Annotated in this window: 12 protein-coding genes; 9 read left to right on the plus strand and 3 right to left on the minus strand. The window is 42.5% G+C overall.

The features are described from left to right. Positions 1-247: 247 nt before the first annotated feature. Positions 248-2833 carry an ATP-dependent chaperone ClpB gene (gene clpB / locus ATH1_RS0113265; RefSeq protein ID WP_010422609.1) on the plus strand — a complete coding sequence of 862 codons (2586 nt, stop codon included), beginning with the start codon at positions 248-250 and terminating at the stop codon, positions 2831-2833. A 638-nt stretch (positions 2834-3471) separates the two neighbouring features. On the opposite strand, the gene ATH1_RS0113270 is transcribed toward clpB, so the two are convergent. Both ATH1_RS0113270 and ATH1_RS0113275 read right to left on the minus strand, forming a co-directional pair. After that, complete coding sequence (locus ATH1_RS0113270) at positions 3472-3792, minus strand: STAS domain-containing protein (protein ID WP_010422610.1); 321 nt, start codon at positions 3790-3792, stop codon at positions 3472-3474. Next, positions 3792-4268: an Hpt domain-containing protein gene (locus ATH1_RS0113275; RefSeq protein WP_010422611.1), complete on the minus strand. Its 477-nt coding sequence runs from the start codon at positions 4266-4268 to the stop codon at positions 3792-3794. Before ATH1_RS0113275 ends, ATH1_RS0113270 begins: the two co-directional genes overlap by 1 nt. A 477-nt stretch (positions 4269-4745) precedes the next feature. Here ATH1_RS0113275 and gcvT point away from each other — a divergent pair, with 477 nt between their 5' ends. The 7 genes from gcvT (at position 4746) to rlmN (ending at position 14290) form a co-directional block, all read left to right on the plus strand. Continuing rightward, the gene (gene gcvT, locus ATH1_RS0113280) at positions 4746-5837 is read left to right on the plus strand and encodes a glycine cleavage system aminomethyltransferase GcvT (RefSeq protein WP_010422612.1); all 1092 of its coding nucleotides are present in this window, start codon (positions 4746-4748) and stop codon (positions 5835-5837) included. A 128-nt stretch (positions 5838-5965) separates the two neighbouring features. Then, entirely contained in the window at positions 5966-6703 is a 738-nt protein-coding gene (locus tag ATH1_RS0113285) for a 2-phosphosulfolactate phosphatase (RefSeq protein WP_010422613.1), read from the plus strand. Between the two features lie 15 nt (positions 6704-6718). Continuing rightward, entirely contained in the window at positions 6719-7711 is a 993-nt protein-coding gene (locus tag ATH1_RS0113290; RefSeq protein ID WP_010422614.1) for a glycosyltransferase family 2 protein, read from the plus strand. A 152-nt stretch (positions 7712-7863) separates the two neighbouring features. Then, positions 7864-8376 (plus strand): DUF4494 domain-containing protein, encoded by a 513-nt coding sequence (locus tag ATH1_RS19510; protein WP_010422616.1) that lies wholly within the window; start codon positions 7864-7866, stop codon positions 8374-8376. A gap of 304 nt (positions 8377-8680) precedes the next feature. After that, on the plus strand, positions 8681-9334 hold the full coding sequence (locus ATH1_RS0113305) for a ferredoxin--NADP reductase (protein ID WP_010422617.1): 654 nt from the start codon (positions 8681-8683) through the stop codon (positions 9332-9334). A gap of 459 nt (positions 9335-9793) precedes the next feature. Further along, complete coding sequence (locus tag ATH1_RS0113315; RefSeq protein ID WP_010422619.1) at positions 9794-13243, plus strand: PPi-type phosphoenolpyruvate carboxykinase family protein; 3450 nt, start codon at positions 9794-9796, stop codon at positions 13241-13243. A gap of 9 nt (positions 13244-13252) precedes the next feature. Continuing rightward, complete coding sequence (rlmN, locus tag ATH1_RS0113320; protein ID WP_010422620.1) at positions 13253-14290, plus strand: dual-specificity RNA methyltransferase RlmN; 1038 nt, start codon at positions 13253-13255, stop codon at positions 14288-14290. Between the two features lie 532 nt (positions 14291-14822). Here rlmN and ATH1_RS21485 read toward each other — a convergent pair. After that, positions 14823-14999 carry a hypothetical protein gene (locus ATH1_RS21485; RefSeq protein ID WP_010422621.1) on the minus strand — a complete coding sequence of 59 codons (177 nt, stop codon included), beginning with the start codon at positions 14997-14999 and terminating at the stop codon, positions 14823-14825. A gap of 368 nt (positions 15000-15367) precedes the next feature. On the opposite strand from ATH1_RS21485, the gene ATH1_RS0113330 reads away from it, so the two are divergent. Continuing rightward, complete coding sequence (locus tag ATH1_RS0113330) at positions 15368-19651, plus strand: ATP-binding protein (protein WP_010422622.1); 4284 nt, start codon at positions 15368-15370, stop codon at positions 19649-19651. Positions 19652-19663: the final 12 nt, after the last annotated feature.

Raw genomic sequence — 19663 nt, forward strand, 5'->3', positions numbered from 1 at the left:
AAAATGGCATATTATGGCGTTTAAAACGGTCAATTTAGCAGTATAAAGTTTATGGCAGGAACCTTGAAGTAATACTTGAGTGCAGTCTAAAAAGCCTTTTGACCCCTAAATCCCCAAAAGGGGACTTTTTCAAACTGCTGATTTTTAGCAGTTCCCCTTTAGGGGTGAGGGGTAAAAACGGTAAAAATCAGCAGTTTGAAGGCTTTTTATACTGCACTCATACTTTAAAAACATAAAACGAATAACTATGAATCTAAACCAATTTACAATAAAAGCTCAGGAAGCAATCCAGCAGGCCTTTCAAATTGCTGCAGGTTATCAGCATCAGGCCATCGAAAACGGTCACTTGCTGAAAGGAATATTTGAGACTGAAGAAAACGTGACCCGTTTCCTGTTTAATAAAATGGGAGCCGGGCAGGTTTTACCGGTGTTAAATAAGATGATAGAATCGTATCCCAAAGTAAGCGGAGGTGAACCGTATCTGAGCCGTGATGCCAACGACAGCCTTCAGAAAGCGATTAATTTTGCAAAGGAAATGGGTGATCAGTTCACCAGCATCGAACACTTGCTGATGGGAATTTTGAAAAGCAGCGATCAGGTTTCAAAAATGCTAAAGGATGCCGGTGTTACAGAGAAAGGACTTAAACAGGCCATAGAAGAGTTGCGTAAGGGAAGTAAAGTCGACAGTCAGTCGGCCGAAGAAACTTACAATGCTTTGGGACGATTTGCCATAGATTTGAACGAGATGGCCCGTACCGGCAAGCTGGATCCCGTAATCGGCCGTGACGATGAAATCAGAAGAATTTTGCAGATACTGTCGCGCCGGACAAAAAATAACCCTATTTTAATCGGAGAGCCCGGAGTAGGTAAAACGGCTATTGCCGAAGGACTGGCGCACAGGATTATCAATGGTGATGTTCCCGAAAACCTGAAGAGTAAGCGTATTTTTTCGCTCGATATGGGAGCTCTGATTGCCGGAGCTAAATATAAAGGTGAGTTCGAAGAGCGGTTAAAGGCCGTAGTGAAAGAGGTGGTGAGCAGTGATGGTGAAATCATTATGTTCATTGATGAGATACATACCCTTGTAGGAGCCGGAAAAAGTGAAGGCGCCATGGATGCGGCCAATATTCTTAAACCTGCTCTTGCACGGGGTGAATTGAGAGCCATTGGGGCTACCACGCTGGGTGAGTATCAGAAATATTTTGAAAAGGACAAGGCCCTTGAGCGTCGTTTCCAGATTGTTATGGTCGATGAGCCCGATCTGGCTTCTGCGATATCCATCCTTCGCGGCCTGAAAGAACGTTACGAAAGCCACCATAAAGTGCGGATACGCGATGAAGCCATCATTGCAGCGGCAGAGCTGTCAAAGCGGTATATTACTGACAGATTCCTGCCTGACAAAGCCATTGATCTTATCGATGAGGCTGCATCGAAATTGCGGATAGAAATGAATTCGGTACCGGAGGAAATTGACGAAATTGAACGCCGGATAAAGCAACTCGAGATTGAAAGGGAAGCCATTCGCCGTGAAGGTGATAAGAAGAAGGTAGAAGAGCTGAGTAAAACAATATCAGAGCTGAAAGGCGAAAGAGATTCTTTACGTGCGCGCTGGGAAGAAGAAAAAAATATTATTGATCGGATTCAGAAGAACAAGGAACAGATAGAACAATATAAATTCGAAGCAGAAAAGGCTGAGCGGGAAGGACTTTATGAAAAAGTAGCAGAGCTGCGTTACGGACGCATTAAAGAAGCCAACGAGGCGATTGAAAAACTGCAGAAAGAACTGGCCGAACGTCAGTCCGAAGGCGCAATGATCAAAGAGGAAGTGGATGCTGAGGATGTAGCACAAGTCGTGAGTCGGTGGACAGGTATTCCGGTAACACGGATGTTGCAGAGCGAACGTCAGAAGTTATTGAAACTCGAAGACGAGTTGCACAAACGGGTAATTGGGCAGGACGAAGCCATTGCCGCAGTTTCGGACGCTGTACGACGCAGCCGTGCCGGATTGCAGGATGCCAGACGACCCATTGGTTCGTTTATTTTCCTCGGAATGACAGGGGTTGGAAAAACTGAGCTTGCCAGAGCTTTGGCAGAGTTCCTGTTCGACGATGAAGACTTGATGACACGAATTGATATGTCCGAATATCAGGAACGGCATTCCGTCTCAAGACTGATTGGAGCTCCCCCCGGATATGTGGGGTATGAGGAAGGCGGACAGCTGACCGAAGCAGTCCGCCGGAAACCTTATTCCGTGGTGTTGCTCGATGAAATTGAGAAAGCTCATCCCGACGTTTTCAATATCCTGTTACAGGTGCTTGATGACGGACGATTGACCGACAACAAAGGTCGCCATGCTGATTTTAAAAATACGATCATCATAATGACTTCTAACGTGGGGTCGCACCTTATTCAGAAAAACTACGAAGAAGCCGGAAAGGACGGTTTTACTGACGAGGTGGCCGAAAAGACCCGCAATGAAGTGATGTCGCTGTTGAAACAAACGATACGGCCTGAGTTTCTGAACCGGATCGACGATATTATAATGTTTAAGCCTCTGACCAGGGACGAAATCAAGGAGATCGTTAAATTGCAGTTTGCTCAGGTGGCTAAATTGCTGAAAGCACAGGGTGTTGAAATCAGCATCAGCGCTAGTGCGGTTGATCATCTGGCCGATGTCGGATTTGATCCACTTTTTGGAGCAAGACCCATCAAGAGGGCTATGCAAAGATTTGTGCTGAACGATCTGTCGAAGAAATTGCTGGCCGATGAGGTGGACAAAGAAAAGCCCATTTTGGTCGATTTTGATGGAGAAAACCTGGTATTCAGAAATTAAAAATCAGACGGGTTAGAAATTTGATAGTTCGTTAGAGGTTTTAAATTATGTAATTTTAGTACCGGATTTTGCAAAAGAGGCTGTCTAAAAAGTAATTCTTTGGAAAAAACTGAATTCAATACTTGCTGAGGCAAGTATTGTTTTCATTAGTATAAAATTAGTCTAAGTTATTGGTCTGATGCAATTTATAATACTTTAATTGATGTCAGATTCTTCGCTCCGCTCAGAATGACAAACAGCTAAGGTTGAGGTTGAGATTAAGGTTAAGGTTGAGGTTGAGATTAAGATTAAGATTGAGATTGAAGTTAAGGTTGAGAGTTCACCACAGTTGACGCAGATGAACGCAAATTATTTTTTATTAACATCAATAAAAATCACATTTTAGTCTGTTTGCTTTTTTTAGATTCTCCCCTTCGTCAGAATGACAAAGGGCCTCTTGTCATTCTGAGGAGGTAACGACGAAGAATCTGTCCCCTGTTTTTGGTTTCTTTGATGATTAGAGGCTAAATGGTGCTTATACATATTCTTATTGTGACAAACCTTGCCATGCTCGTTTCAATTGCTAACACAGAGGTGCACGAAGCACATCACGGAGATTTACAGAGAAAAACGGACTTTTTAGACAGCCTGACAACTGCTTATCCTTCGTAGAAGTCAAAAACCTTGTCAAGTTTCATTAACGATAATAAATCCATAACCTCTTTATTCACGTTGGTGAGATAAAAATTACCGTTATTTTGGCGGGCAGTTTTTAAGGCAGAAATTAGCACTCCTATTCCTGTACTGTCGATAAATTTTATTTTCTGAAGATTCAGAATAAAATTTACCTCCGGCTTGTTTAAATTACTGTTAAGCTGAGCTTTTACCTCCGGGGCAATTGTTGCGTTCAGCCTGTCGGTATCTTCAAGGGTGCCAATTAACATATCGTTTTGACGGGTTACTTTAAGTCGTGTATCCATTATTTCTTAATTTCTGATTTGAGTTCTTCTTCTGCCTTCCTAATGGTTGTATTGAATTTATCAATAATGGAAGCTACCGTTTCCGGTGAAGCATTGGCTTTTATCCAGTTTTGGTGTTCTTTGTCATATCCCTGAAGATTTTTTTCCAGTTGCTCTGCTTCCTCTTCTTCTCTTGTTTCCGGATTGTCTTTGCTCCTGATGTCTCTCACATGAAGTTCTTTGGCTACCAGTTCCAGATTTTTGAGGTCACGGTTGCCAAGTTCTTCCATTCCCAACGAGATAACCGACGATTTAGCTTTATGCGCGATAGCGGCAACGTCGAGCCATCGTTTTTCTTTAAAACTGTTTTCCAGTCCTTCTGTAAACTCTGGTATCTGGTCTAAGAAAATTGTAATTAGTTCTTTAATAATATCTTTGTCGCCTTCGGCAATGCTTTCAAGATAACTTAAATTGATACATTCATATTTGCTTGGCATAGTGCAAACGTTTTTTGACAGGTTTAAATGCCCAAATTTAATAAAATATTGAATGAGCCCGGTCTAAAAAGCATCTTTGTTGCCAGACTCTTTGTTGTTATAAATTTTTTGAAACGAGCATGACATGATTTGTCACAAAAGTTGATGTATAAAATCAATCATGCGAGTTCTATCAGACCCATGACTTATACTTATTTTTTATTCTGATAAATCCTCATTAACAACAGGTTATTTTCCGGTACAAAAATTTAAAACACCTTGATTTTAACAAAACATGCTTTTTATACCAACCTCATAGAATGAGAAATACAATATGGCCTTGATGCTAATAACGTAAATTTACAAATAATTATCATTCTTTTCCTCTCTTTTTTTCATATAAATTTGCATTGATAGTTTATTCTTTGACGTTTCATCCTGCCAAAGTTTTTGTTTTCCGGGCTATCCGGAGTAACTTTGCGATAAATATTTTTCAAGATGCAAAAGACATCTTTAAATGAAATTCATAAGCAATTAGGAGCCAAAATGGTGCCATTTGCCGGATTTGAAATGCCTGTTGAGTATACAGGTATTACTAATGAGCATATAGCTGTACGGAAAGCAGCCGGAATGTTTGATGTTTCTCACATGGGAGAATTCTGGGTGAAAGGACCCAGGTCCTTTGATTTTATTCAATACATCACCTCTAATAATGTTGCGGGACTACCTGTCGGGAAAGCTCAATATTCATGTATGCCCAATAAAAAAGGCGGAATAGTTGATGATCTCATCGTTTATCATTATGAAAAGGAAAAGTACATGCTGGTTGTTAATGCAGCAAACATTCAGAAAGACTGGGAATGGTGTATGGAAAACAATCAAGCCGGAGCCGAATTGGACAATGCAAGCAGCCGGATTTCATTGATTGCCGTTCAGGGGCCCAGGGCTGCCGGGATAATGCAACCGCTGACTTCCGTTGATCTGGCATCAATTCCTTTCTATGCTTTTAAAGTGGGCGATTTTGCCGGCATAGAAAATGTCATTATCTCAAATACCGGATATACCGGATCAGGCGGGTTCGAACTATATATCTATAATGAGGATGCGCCAAAAGTTTGGGAAGCGCTGATGAATGAAGGCGCAGACAAAGGTATGCTGCCGGCAGGGCTCGGTGCACGGGATACGCTTCGACTGGAAGCGGGACTTGCATTGTATGGCAACGATCTTAATGATTCCACATCTCCTATTGAAGCCGGACTGGGTTGGATTACGAAATTTGTGGATGGCAACGATTTTATTTCCCGGCCCATTCTTGAAAAGCAAAAGAAGGAAGGCGTTCAAAAGCGTCTGAAAGGTTTTGTCCTCGAGGACAGGGGAATACCCCGCAAAGATTATGAAATCGTGGACCGCTCAGGAAATATTATCGGAGAAGTAACGTCAGGAACTATGTCACCTATATTAAAAAAAGGTATAGGTATGGGGTACCTGAAAAAGGGCTTTTGGGAAGTGGATACTGAGATTTTCATAAGAATACGAAACCGGGATTTGAAAGCCAGGGTGGTAAAACCCCCTTTTGTTAATCTGAAATAATTTAGTGGCTGTCCATAAAGTACCATCTATTGGGCAATGGCAAATACCTCGAATCTTTAAACATTTTAAGTCTTGAACCTAACAACCTAACAACCTAACAACTTAACACCCTAATAATCTGTTAATTAATGAAACATAATTTGGAGGTTTGTTTTTCCCCTGCGTTGTACGAACTGTTTCATCATTCTGATGCAGTAGTGGTTGTCGTTGATATTTTAAGAGCAACTTCTGCTATTTGTACAGCCTTTATGAACGGAGCTCGGCATATTATTCCTGTCGGAAGTCTGGAAGAGGCGCGCGAGTGGAAAACTAAGGGACACCTGGTGGCAGCTGAACGGGATGGTTTGATTTTGGATTTTGCAGATTTCGGGAATTCACCGTTTAATTTCACATCTGATCGCGTGCAACAGCACGATATTGTTTACAGCACCACCAATGGAACCAGTGCAATTCATAAAGCTGCTAAGGCGCATGCGGTAGCTATTGGTTCGTATCTTAATTTATCGGCCCTCTCGCAGTGGTTACTCATGAAAGGACGGGATGTAGTGATTCTTTGTGCCGCCTGGAAAAATAAATTTAGTCTTGAAGATTCACTTTTTGCAGGGGCTTTGTCTAAAAAATTGCTGGATTCGGGTGAATTTTTCACCATTTGCGATTCTGTGCATGCTTCTCTCGATCTTTGGGAATCCGCACAACCCGACGTTTATCGTTACGTCCTGAAAGCTGCTCAAAAGCAGCGTCTTGCTAAAAATGGCCTTGATGATGTCATCGGGTTTTGTCACACTCCTGACCAAACAAATATTGTTCCTGTTTTAAAAGGTAATTTACTGGTGGGTGAAACTGTCGGGAAGATTTCCTATATTTGAGCAAAACAGTCGTCAATGCCATTATTTTCTTTCATTATACCTGTTTTCAACAGACCCCGGGAGATTGATGAATTGCTCGAATCGTTTTCCCGTCAGAAACTAAAAGATTTTGAGATCATAATCGTAGAGGACGGGTCCACCTTGTCGTCACAGATCATTGTTGACGACTGGTCAGAAACGTTGCCCATCCGCTATATTCTTCAGGAGAATGCCGGCCCCGGGCCTGCCCGAAATACAGGTGCCGCCGAGGCGATTGGTCAATGGCTGGTTTTTTTGGATTCAGATTGCCTGCTTCCACCCGATTATACTGAGAAGATTGCTTCTTTAGTTAAAGATGCTGATTTTGACTGTTTTGGAGGGCCTGATCGTCCGCATTCTGATTTTAATGCCATTCAAAAAGCCATTGGACATGCGATGAGTAGTGTGGTGACTACCGGCGGAATCAGGGGAGGAAAAGAAAAGGCTGATAAGTTTTATCCGCGTAGCTTTAACCTGGGCGTCAGGAATGAGGTGTTTCAGGCTGTTAAAGGATTTACGAATATGCGTTTCGGAGAAGACCTGGATTTTAGTATGCGTCTGCTTGAGGCCGGGTACAAAACCGCGCTGCTTCGCGAGGCCTGGATATGGCACAAGCGACGTAATAATTTCCGTTCGTTTTTCAAACAGGTTTTTAATTCCGGCATTGCAAGAATTAACCTGGAAGAACGTCATCCGGGTACGACAAAAATTGTACACATTCTTCCTTCAATTTTTGTCGTTGGTTTTTCACTCTCATTACTTCTTTCGGTGTTTTTTCCCTTTTTCCTTTTTGTTATACTGGTTCCGCTTTTTGTTTTTTTCTTCGATGCACTTTTCTCTCTCAAACACCTAAAAGCTGCTTTCCTGGCTGTTCCTGCCGCTTTTATTCAGTTGTTCGGCTATGGTTTGGGATTTCTCAACGCCTTTATTAAGAGAAGGCTCTTTAAGAGAAAGGAATACACTGCGTTTGAAAGAAATTTTTATGAATAACCATGAGGTTGGCTTTTATACCGCACTCATTTATACTTATCCTTATTGCGGACAATCCTGCCATTTTCGTTTCGACGGGTACGGTTCAACTTTAAATTTCTTTACCTTTGCCAGTCAAAATATTTTTTCACTTCAAAAATGTACAGACTAAAATGATGCACACCTGGTTTGAATGCAGAGTAAAATACGTAAAAGTAGATGAGAACACCGGTAAAGAGAAAAAAGTAACTGAACCATATCTGGTAGACGCTGTTTCCTTTACTGAGGCCGAAAGTCGTATACATGAGGAAATGCAGGCCATGATAAGAGGTGAGTTTCAGGTTACCAATATTCGTAAGGCCGATTACAGCGATCTGTTTCCCGATTTTCCCGGCGATCGTTGGTATAAATGCAAGGTTAGCCATTTGGCAATCGATGAGAATGCCGGAAAAGAAAAAAAGGTGACCAGTCAAATGCTGGTAATGGCAGATAATGTGCGCGATGCATACGACCACCTTATGAAGGGGCTTTCCGATATGGTTGTCGATTTTCAGGTTCTAAGCATTACCGAAAGCCCCCTGATGGATGTTTTTCCCTATGATGCCGAAAGTGCTTTCGACGGAAAAACCGAAAAAGAAGGGGAAGAACCGGGTAAAACCAGCGTGGCAAGGGTTCCTACAAAATAAGAATATGTATAAATCTTTCATTCGAATTCCATCAGGCCAATGACTTAGACTTATTTTATACGGATGAAACGAGCATGGCAACGTTTTGCCACAAAAGAACATGTATAATTAACTTCTAATCATCTAAGAAACCAAAAACAGGGAACAGATTCTTCGTCGTTACCTCCTCAGAATGACATTAGACAGTCTGTCATTCTGAGCGGAGCGAAGAATCTAAAATCAATTAAAACATAATAAGTTGCATCAGACCAATAACTTAGACTAATTTTATACGGATGAATAATTTTTTTATATGGTCAGGCGAATGCAAAAAGAACTTTTTCCTGTTAAGGTCACGGACAAAAGCGAAATTGCTCCCGGGGTCTTTACGCTGGAGACCGAACGAAGGTTCGACTTCACGCCCGGGCAGGTTATTGCCGTTGCTTTAAACCGGAGTGAGGAGCCGCGACTGTACAGCATTGCCAGTGGCGTCGAAAGTGATCATATCCGGATACTTTTTGATATTAATCCCGATGGTCTCTTTACTCCCCGGATGGCAAAGCTTGAATTTGGTGACCAGCTGCTAATGTCTCAACCATTCGGGCGGTTTCTGGGTTCAGGTGACCCGGCATGGTGGATAGCCACGGGGACAGGGATTGCTCCCTTTATCAGTATGACGGAATCCGGGATGCATGTTAACAAAAAGTTAATTCACGGTGCCCGAACATCTGGTGAATTCTGGTTTTCCGGTCTGTTTCTCAATAAAATGGGGGGAAACTATCTTCGTTTTGCCACCCGTGAAAACGCTCCCGGAATAAACAACGGAAGGCTTACAGTATGGTTGGCTGAGCAGGAGAATTTACCTAAAGACAGAAAATATTATCTTTGTGGTAATGCAAATATGGTGGTTGAAGTTCGCGATATTCTTCTGAGTAAGGGAGTTGCGTATGACAATATAGTTTCGGAGATATATTTTTGATTTTCTATTTCGCAACATTTTCTTTGGCCGTGTGTTTTTTAGAATCTGTTGCTTTATCGGGGATTACTTTGCGAAATAGTCCGTTAAATAGTGTCTGTCCATAAAGTACCATTTGCTGTGTTACGCTTGCCGCCAAAATACTCATTTACGAAAAGTAAACTCCGTTTTTGGCGGCTTCGCAAGCCTTGCAACCGGCACTTTCTGAACTGACACATTAAAGTAAGAAACTTTCATGACTTTATAGACGCGCACTAAATAGTTGAGTAAAGCAGGTTAAGAACAATTATTTATGTATCAAGTTTTTTAGCTTAAAATTCATATTTTCAGCATTATAGGATGTATCTTACATTTTACATCTAAAAATCTAACAATTTATTAATATCTGGCCAGGTACAAGGTATTGAATAATTGCCGGGAAAGCATTAAATTATTGGGGTAAAACAACAAAACATCAACGATATGGATCTTAAAAAATCATTCGGTTTTAGTGAAAAAGGGACCAACGAAATTCCCAAGCCTAAGCGGATTATTGAGTACATCAATCTCAAGCTGGCCGCTATGGGACAGCCATATTACAGGTCGGCATCAAGAATGGCTTTTCTTGAGCTGGCCAACGACCTGATAAAGAATTACAAAGAGAAAAACCGATTACTCACTTCATATCTGTGTCCGGCGGATCAGCGCATCCAGAATTTTCTGGACAATTATCTGGCCGATTACAAAGATAAAATGGATATCAGGCTTCCTGCCAGTACGTTCATCGTGGATTACCATGGTGTGGCAAGAGCTTTGTCGCTTCCACCGGACAAACCGGAGTTTGAATCGGATATCATAAAAAGTTATCGTCTGAAACAGGGAATACTTAATAATCCTAAAAGTGACAGACGAACCACGAAGGGGGTTTTTCACATCGCAGAAGGAGGTTTACCGATTCCGAATGATAAAAAGGCAGTCCCCAAAATTGCTTTTGCAAAACTTTTGGAAGCAGCGTTGCAACCACCCCGCGAATTGCTTCAACTTCCTTTCACATCAACACAGAAGCAAAAAGCAGCTACTTTTGTTTCGCTACTTTTGAAGCCCGTGGTTGAACCCTGCATTAAAGAGGGGTGTAAAGAAAAGAGAATGGAGATTCGTTTTTTTGCGCCCGGAAATCTTGTGAGTAATCTTGATTTTGTGGAATCAATTTTCGGTAATGCCGGAGACCCGTATTTGCCTGAAAATGATTCGGCTCTGGATGTGGAAGGATGGACAGGCCATACCGGTTGTGTTATTCTTGCCCCCCATCTTGCCAAATTGAAGAAAAAAGAAGTGGGACTGCCGCATGTGAGCGAAGCAACGGAAAGGCAAAAACGTGACGGCATGTGTTGGGAAAATGAGAATGAACTTTATAATGACGGGGGAGCATTCAAAATAACGGCACGTACTGCCGAAGGTGTCATCGTGACGATTATAGCCGATAATTATTATGGTTATTCCAAAAAAGAAGTAAAAACCCAGATTGGCTACGCGGCTAATCTTCTTGGAAATGTGGAAGAAGAACATGCCGGTGGTGCCATTGCATTTCCTACATATAATCTGGGGGATGAGTTTTCCGATCGTAATCAGTTTGCCGGAAATGAACTTACATTTGACAAAATGATAAAATTGTACGGCGATATTATGGAGGTAAAACCCGAAGGATACGCCGTTGACAAAAAGTATAAAGATATCATCTATGTACCCGAAAATGCTGCATTCAGCCTGATAGAACAAAAGGTCAAATGGTTCAGGGATAATAAGGAACAATGCATCAGGCTTAATCCTGAAAATACTTACATCTTGCCTGCAGGTTATAAGGTAAGAATGGATAAGAATCCTTATGTGCCTTCGTGGCGGCTGATTGGTTCTGTTGCCGAAGGAACCTTTTGTCACAAACCATGTACGGTTTCCGGAGGTGGAAAATCCGAAATATCCAAGTCCATCGAAGATGCCATAATCTACGGGCCTTTTTTTACGGCCGACTTTGAAAATGATTTCAAAAAAGTAGAAGAGATCATCAATAAAGATTATTCGGATGTCTATCTGGATCATGTCAAAACCGACCGCAACCGTCCCATCCTGAGTCCCAAACGTTCGCTGGGGTCGGTTATTAAGTTGCTGACACCTGCCCCTAATCGCTATAAGCCTGAATACAATGAATGGTTGCGAAGCATCCCGCATCATATCAAGGGATTGGTATACCTCGTTAAACGGTTTTACAAACAGGAGTGGGGCGACGAATGGAGAAAATATTTCTCCGTTGATATCATTGATGGCCGTTATGGTAATGAACTTAAATTCAAAGACCGAAAGTTGGTTGCAAGTTATCTGAGGGTCGGCCTTACCAATGAAGGAGCCTGGCGAACATTCAAATTGAGACAGGATTACATCGCTTCAGATAAGTTACAGATGGAAGATGATATAACAGCTTCAACAGTTGTTCCTGTATCACGGTTGGAATACCTTTCTCCTGATTTTCATTATCCGGCTGCCAAGTTTACCTATAACTGCGAATTCAGGTTTTTCCAGAGACCCGACGAAGCCATTCACCGGGGATACGACAAACAGGCAGAAGCAGACCTTGCAACGCCAAATACCTTCATTTCAAACTTTGAACCGCTGACGGTGCAGGATGCCAGGGAAATAATGGATAATGCCATTGAGTTTGATAAGTATACCAAGCCGATGAAAGAGCTGATCAAAGATGTGGTGAAGAAAAAGGATTGTACCTATTTTGTTTCATCATCTCATCCCCGTATTATTGACGGGAAGCCATCGGCCAATGTTCGCTACCTCCAAAACCGCCCGGGACTTATCAAGCAACGTGATAATTATATTGCAGAGATGGGTACGCGCCTGTTCCGGAAAATACCTCTTGATAAGCCGGTATTGTATCCGGTAAATGCTGTGCTGGCCGGACGTCGAAATAATCCTCCTCAACCAGGCATACGTCCGCTTGCAGTTTATAATCCCATTCATTATCAGGAACTACCCGAACTGTTCATGGACTTCATCTGCAGTCTCACCGGTAAATCCCCTTCAACCACCGGAGCCGGCTCTGAAGGAGCACTCACCAAAGGTCCGTTTAATGCATTAAGTCCGATTACTGACCTGAACAATGCTCTGGTTTCTTTTATTCTTACCGGTTATCCGGGATTTACTTCCGCAGCAGGTTATATTGGCCCTCACTATCGGGTCGACCACGATATCAGCCTGCTGGTACCTGAAATATGGAGTCGCCTCCATTCTGAAGAGACACAGCCGGAATTTCTGATGGAGCATGGTTACCTGGAAAAACTGGAGGACTTTGAATACAACGGACAAAAAGTTCTTGCGTCAAGACTGGGTTACAGGATCACAGCAAAATTTGCCAGAACATTTTTAGGCAGAATTTTCGAAAATCCCGATTCCGTTTTCAATGATGAAATGCTGAAGCCCGAAACTCAGGATTTGGATGTTTTTGTGGATGGTATTAACAACATTGTAGAAGCACAGCAATGGGTGGCCGAAAGCTATTTTAAAGATGGAAGCATTGAGGGCGCCGTGCCTCCGCTTAAAGCTGTTCTCCATATTATGGCCTATGGCAACTACAACGGTAAAGGCATTGAAGACCCCGACATTCGCCGGTTGTTTGATCGCGATAATATGCTTGCCAGCGATTGGTACCATGAACGCCTTACGAACAAACAGCTCGGTGATATCACCCTGTGGCAGAAGCACCTGAAATACTTACGGGAATATCTGAATAAATGGCCCAATCTTGAAGAAGATGTCGTGCGAAAAGTTAAAGCCAGTATTGAACTGGCAGAAACAAATATAAAACATTTTAAATCTGCCGATTACCTGAAATCGCTCGAGGGCTATATCGGTCTCGACACTTTTGTGAAATAATGCCTGTCTATGGAACCACTCTTTGGAAAAACATTAAATGAGCTGAAGATCATCGCCTCAGAAAGCAGTCTTCCTGCTTTTGCTGCCAGACAAATAGCTCAGTGGCTCTACCAGAAGAGAGTGACCGATATCGATCAGATGACCAATCTCTCAAAAAACGGGCGAGCCAGGCTGAAAGAAAAATATGAAGTAGGACGGGTTGAGCCTTCCAAAGTGCAGGTTTCTGCGGATGGTACCAGGAAATACCTTTATCCGGCACATAAAGGTTTGTTCATAGAATCGGCTTATATCCCTGAAGATGACCGTCATACTCTCTGTGTTTCGTCGCAGGTTGGTTGTAAAATGGGATGTCTTTTCTGTATGACTGGGAAACAGGGTTTTCAGGGACAATTGTCAGCCGGTGAAATTGTAAACCAGGTGTTGAGTCTGCCAGAAACTGAATTATTGACCAACGTGGTTTATATGGGAATGGGAGAACCCATGGATAATATCGACAATGTTCTGAAAAGTCTGGAAATATTTACCTCCGACTGGGGGCTGGCCTGGAGCCCCCGGAGGATAAATGTTTCGACCATAGGTATTGAACCGGCCATGCGGCGTTTCATAGAGGAGAGTGAGGCACACCTGGCCATCAGTCTGCATACACCTTTCAATGAAGAACGGCGACAACTTATGCCGGTCGAACAAGTCTATCCGATCGAAACCATTATCGAAACGCTTCGGGAATACGATTTTGGTCGTCAGCGCCGTATCTCTTTCGAGTATATCATGTTCGACGGGGTAAATGATACCCCGGCACATATCAGAGGGTTAACAAAACTTCTAAACGGCCTCCGCTGTCGAATCAACCTGATACGGTTCCATCCCATTCCGGATTCTCCGTTACGGGGGGCTTCGGATTCAAAAATGAAATGGTTTGCCGATCAGCTCAATAAAAAGGGACTGATCACCACCATTCGCCGTTCAAGGGGAGAAGATATTTTTGCCGCCTGCGGGTTGTTGTCCACCAAAAATATGGTCAGACAAAATACAGATGTAGATTACTAAGCCCTTCTGAAACTTTTACTTTTAGCTAACTATTTTCTGCTTCCGCCAGGTTTGTTTCTAACCTTCCGGCCCCATGTTCCATGCCTTCCATTACATATCGTTCTTCTTAAATAATGCCCGTCTGTAAAGTGGGAAAAAGTTGTAACAAATCATGTGTCTGTTCAGAGAGTGTCATTTACAAGGCTTGCGAAGTCCGAAAATACGGAGTTTACTTTTCATCCGTATAAAATTCATTTATTAAGCTCGGATGGAACTCGCATGATTGGGTTTTGATACATGTTCTTTTGTGACAAAACCTTGTCATGCTCGTTTCTTCTTACATTTAATTAATTGTTACGGCTGTTAGAATTGTTAAAGTTGTCAGAATGTTATAAGTTTTATTACATTAGCTAACAATCTAATGATTTATTATGACAATTTTTGCCATGCTCGTTTCATAAATGAGTTATTTTTGGACAAGCGTAACACAGTAAATGGTCCTTTATGGGAAGATACTAAACAGGGTGAAGCCTGAAAGGTTTCTGTGTTCTGCTTAATTCTGTCTGTTGCATTCTTTGTGCAGACGCAACTTAAGCGTTTCAATGAATTCCTTTCGTGGCGACACAAGAATATCTTTCATTTTAGGTTCGGGTAGTTTCATCAATAAACTCTGTAAATAGAGGCTCTTTGATATAATAAAATCTATATCCATTGTAGAAATACTGTCCATAAGCGCAGTTGTTAAAAAGTTTTTAGAATTAAGAAGTTTCAGGGAACATATTAAAAACGAAATTTGGAAGAAAAAATTATGAGTGCAGTCTAAAAAGCCTTTTGACCCCTAAATCCCCTAAAGGGAACTTTTTCAAACTGCTGATTTTTTAGCAGTTCCCCTTTAGGGGTCAGGGGTAAAAATGGTAAAAATCAGCAGTTTGAACGCTTTTTATACTGCACTCAATTAAACAAGTAATCATCATAAATGAGTCTGCTCGTAAAAGAGACTTTTAAGAGTGGACTCATAAATTAAATATTAAAGGCGGGAGATAAGTTAATGAAAATTTCCCATTTTTGTATTGTTAAAGAAACCTGATCGGGTGTTATATGCTCAAAAAAATAATAAATCTTTTTAAGTCGAATGGTTCCATCAGTCAGAAAGTACTTGGCGGATATCTTATCAATCTGTTTTTGTTGGTATTCGTTGCGGGTGCGAGTCTGTTGGGAATTTCCCGTTTGAAAGACTGGGTAAGAAGCACTGAAAAGGTTAATCAACTCTTAAATCAGATATATATTTCCCGGATTCAGGCTGGAAACCTGACGCTTAAAAGTGACACCACTACCACGTTGGTTGTTGACAGCCTCACTCATGAAATAGAGAATCTCCTTCAGGATGCCCGCCAAAGTCAGCTTAATAGTGAAAGCCGGGATGAACTGGCTTCCATTGATAGCTGGCTGGAAAAATATAAGGAATACTGGCTTTTGGTCATGGAATTGAAAGAACAGCGCAGTGAAGCGGAACAACAGATGGATTCTCTTTTTCAGGATGTTTTTGCTGCGGCAAGAGAACCGTTTCCCCGTCGGCTGACATGGGACAAAAAATCGGCGGGAAGCGGGCGTGAAGAATCTGAGTTGTACAATGACCTTATGTTTCAATTGCTTCACCTGAAGGAAATTGAGAAACAGTTGTGGAATTACCCGGAAGATAAGATTTCCCCGGAGACTGTGGATGCTGTCTTTAAAAGGATTTTAAGTCTGATACCTCCCGAGGGAGTTGTTCCACCCAATTCTTCATCGTATAGGCCTTTGCTGCGCATGCGTCGTAGCCTTGCCGCCTATCAAACCGAGATGCGTGAGCTGGTAAGTGCACTTGAGAATATCGGAAGAGCACAAGAGTTAATGGATCAGAGTTCCCGGAGCATTCAACGTGCCGGGGAGCAGGCGAGCCATTATCAGACTAATGCCATGGAACGCTGGGTTATTATTGGTTTTGTGGCCCTTTGGGTCTTTATGTCTCTTGCCATTATTGGGGGGGTATGGCTGGCTGTTATTTTTTACAGGAAAATCAGACACGATGAGGAGACTCGTGAACACGCCAACCGGCAGCTTCAAACCAACCGGCAATTATTGAATGATATCATAAACAACAGTTCTTCACTCATATATGTAAAAGACCTGGAGGGGCATTACACCCTGATTAATCAGCCCATGGAGGAGACACTCGGGCTCGAGGCCCATCGATTGATTGGCCACACGGACGGTGAGATTTTCCCTGAAGATATTGCTGCCTTGCAGCGAAAAAATGACGAAGAAGTCCTAAGAGCAGGCCGTTCCATTCAGAAAGAAGAGTTCTTTCCATCGGGAAATTCGCGCCGTATTTTCCTTTCCAATAAGTTTCCCATCAGGGATCGTGACGGGAAGATCACGTCGGTTTGTGGTGTTTCAACCGATATTACCGAGCTTCGCCAGGCTTTGCGTGATCTGGAACGCAGCCGGGAAAATTATCGTAACATCGTCACCAATGTGCCGGGCATCGTTTATCATTGCCGAAACGATAACAAGCGTACCATGCTCTTTATTAGCGGAGGTGTTGAGAAAATAATTGGTTTGGGAATTAACGCCTTTATCCAGGAAGGGCAATCTATTGTTCCGTTTATTGAGAAGGAAGATGTTCCAAAAGTGATGGAAACGCTCAACAAAGCCATTCGGAGTCATCGATCATTTGAGATGGAATATCGCATCCGCGATCTGGCTGGAAACCGTAAATGGGTTTATGAGAAAGGGCTTCCGGTAACCGATAAAATAACCGGTGAGACCACTTTTCAAGGGGTTATAATAGATACAACGGCCCAGAAAGAAGCTGTCAATGAGATTATGGTGCGCGACCGTCTTTTGGAGGGTGTTTCCGAAGCATTAAAAGAACTCATCGCAAGTTCAAACTTTAAAGAAGCCCTTCAGCGAGCTCTCAGGATTTTGGGGGCTGGAGCCGGAGTTGACCGGGCTTTTGCATTCAGGAATTACCGTAATGAGCCGGGCCAACTTCTTTTTAAGCATTTTGTTGAGTGGGAACGTTCATCAGTAGAGCCCGTTCGCCGTGATGATATGGTTGATCTCTCATACGAAAACATTAATCCCGGCTGGTATTTCAGGTTAAGCGGGCAAAAAGAACTGGAAATTGCATCAAATACCGCTTCGCCACGTGAAAAATCCTTTCTTCATAAAATGGGTGCTTCATCGATGCTGCTCGTACCTGTTTTTGTTCACGATGTGTTCTGGGGATTTATTGGGTTTGCCATGGAATTCAAATCGGGTGGCTGGAGCGATTCACTAAAAACATTTTTCAAGGCATTTGCAGCAACCATGGGACTGATGATTGCCCGTTATGAAAGTGGCAGGGAATTACAAAAGGCCAAAGAGGCAGCCGAAGCTGCTACCCGGGCAAAAAGTGATTTCCTGGCAAGGATGAGTCACGAGATACGTACACCGCTCAATGCCATTATCGGCTGGACTCACCTGGCACTCGAAAAGTCGGGAACGCAGGAACAGAACGATTATCTCAAACGTATTCAGTCTTCTTCACGTTCATTATTGGGAATTATCAACGATATTCTCGACTTCTCAAAAATTGAGGCAGGCCGGCTTGAACTTGAATATATTGATTTTGATCTTGAACAGGTGCTTCAGAATCTGGCCGATATGGTGCTTTTCAAAGCCAATGAGAAAGGTCTTGAACTGGTTTTTGACATTGCACCTGATGTACCTTTAAGTCTGGTCGGCGATCCCTTGAGACTCGAACAGGTGCTGGTAAATCTTGTAAACAATGCCGTGAAATTTACCGACAAGGGATATGTCAATGTTAAGATCAGGGTGAAGTCAACAAGGAGTGAAAAAACCGAATTACTTTTTGCGGTTGAAGATACAGGAATAGGATTAAAGGAGGAGCAGAAGAATAACCTGTTCAAAGCCTTTTCCCAGGCAGATGTTTCTACCACACGAAAATACGGCGGTTCCGGGTTGGGACTTGCCATCTGTAAGCGGATTACGCAGATGATGAATGGCGAAATATGGGTAGAAAGTGAATATGGTAAAGGGAGTACATTCTTTTTCACCGCCACCATTGACCGGCAACTTATCCAGAAAAAAGACCAGATGCGGCATGCCTTCGAAGTAGCCGGAGATGATGCAATGATTGCCTGCCACAACTCCAAAACAGCGGCGAGCATTAAGGGAATGCTTTGTGACTTTGGTTTTAAAGTGTTGCAAACCTGTTCCTACAGTACTCTTGTTAGCAAACTAAATGAGATTAGCCCCGATGACCCTCTTTGGTTGTTGTTTATAGATTGGCTTTTGATAGAGAATAACAGTAAGCAGGTTGTTAAAGATTTGAAAAAATATAACGATCGTTTTGAACACCTGATCATCATGTCATCTCCTTTCCATGAAGAAGCGTTTCAAAGACAATGGGAGGGCGCCGGTCTTTCTTATGTGGTAATGCATAAACCTGTCAATTATTCAATACTTTTTGACGCATTAATGGATGCCATGGGCGGTATTGATATGGCCGAACAATCAGCAGGTCAGAAAACCGGAAATTACCGTGACTATCTTGTTAACGAGAGACCGCTGAAACTATTAATGGTTGAAGATAATGATACCAATCGTCAAGTGACTGTTGAATTACTGGCCATGGCAAATATTAAAACCGATGTTGTTGCCAGCGGTCAGGATGCCTTAGACCTGGCCGGACAGCACAAGGGGAAATGTCCTTATGATATTATTTTGATGGATATTCACATGCCCGGAATGAACGGATATACAGCAACACGCCGGATTAAAAGAATAGAAGGATGGGAGGAAGTGCCGGTGGTTGCCATGACAGCAGAAGCGCTTGGCGACGTGGAATCACAATGTCTTCAGGCCGGAATGACCGGGCTGGTGGGTAAACCCATTGATCCCGATGATCTTTTCAGGGTTATTTACCGGTTGGTTTTCGGAGAACCGGAGGATTCAGGAAAGACCCTGACTCATTCGGAAAAAGGACGGGAGTACAAATTTCCTAAAATTGAAGGATTGGATGTTCAGGCTGGTATCCGTCGTATGGGCGGGCGTTCCGATTTATATAGGAGACTGCTGAAAGGTTTTTGTCATGATTATTCTGATTTTGAGAAGAAAATTAATCAATTGTCGGAAAAAGGAGATGACGAGGAAGTTGCACGGATGCTTCACTCTCTGAAAGGTATTGTGGGTACAATGGAAGCTACGGGGCTTTACGATCTTGCACAAAAAACCGAAAAAGCGTTTAAAGAAAAAGCAACAAACTATAACAAATTTAAAGAAAAACTCGTAAAAGAAATTAATCGCCAAATTAAACAAATCAACAAAAAAATTTAACGTTTGGAGATT

The sequence above is a fragment of the Anaerophaga thermohalophila DSM 12881 genome (assembly GCF_000191885.1).
In the GTDB taxonomy this organism is placed as follows: Bacteria; Bacteroidota; Bacteroidia; order Bacteroidales; family Marinilabiliaceae; genus Anaerophaga; species Anaerophaga thermohalophila.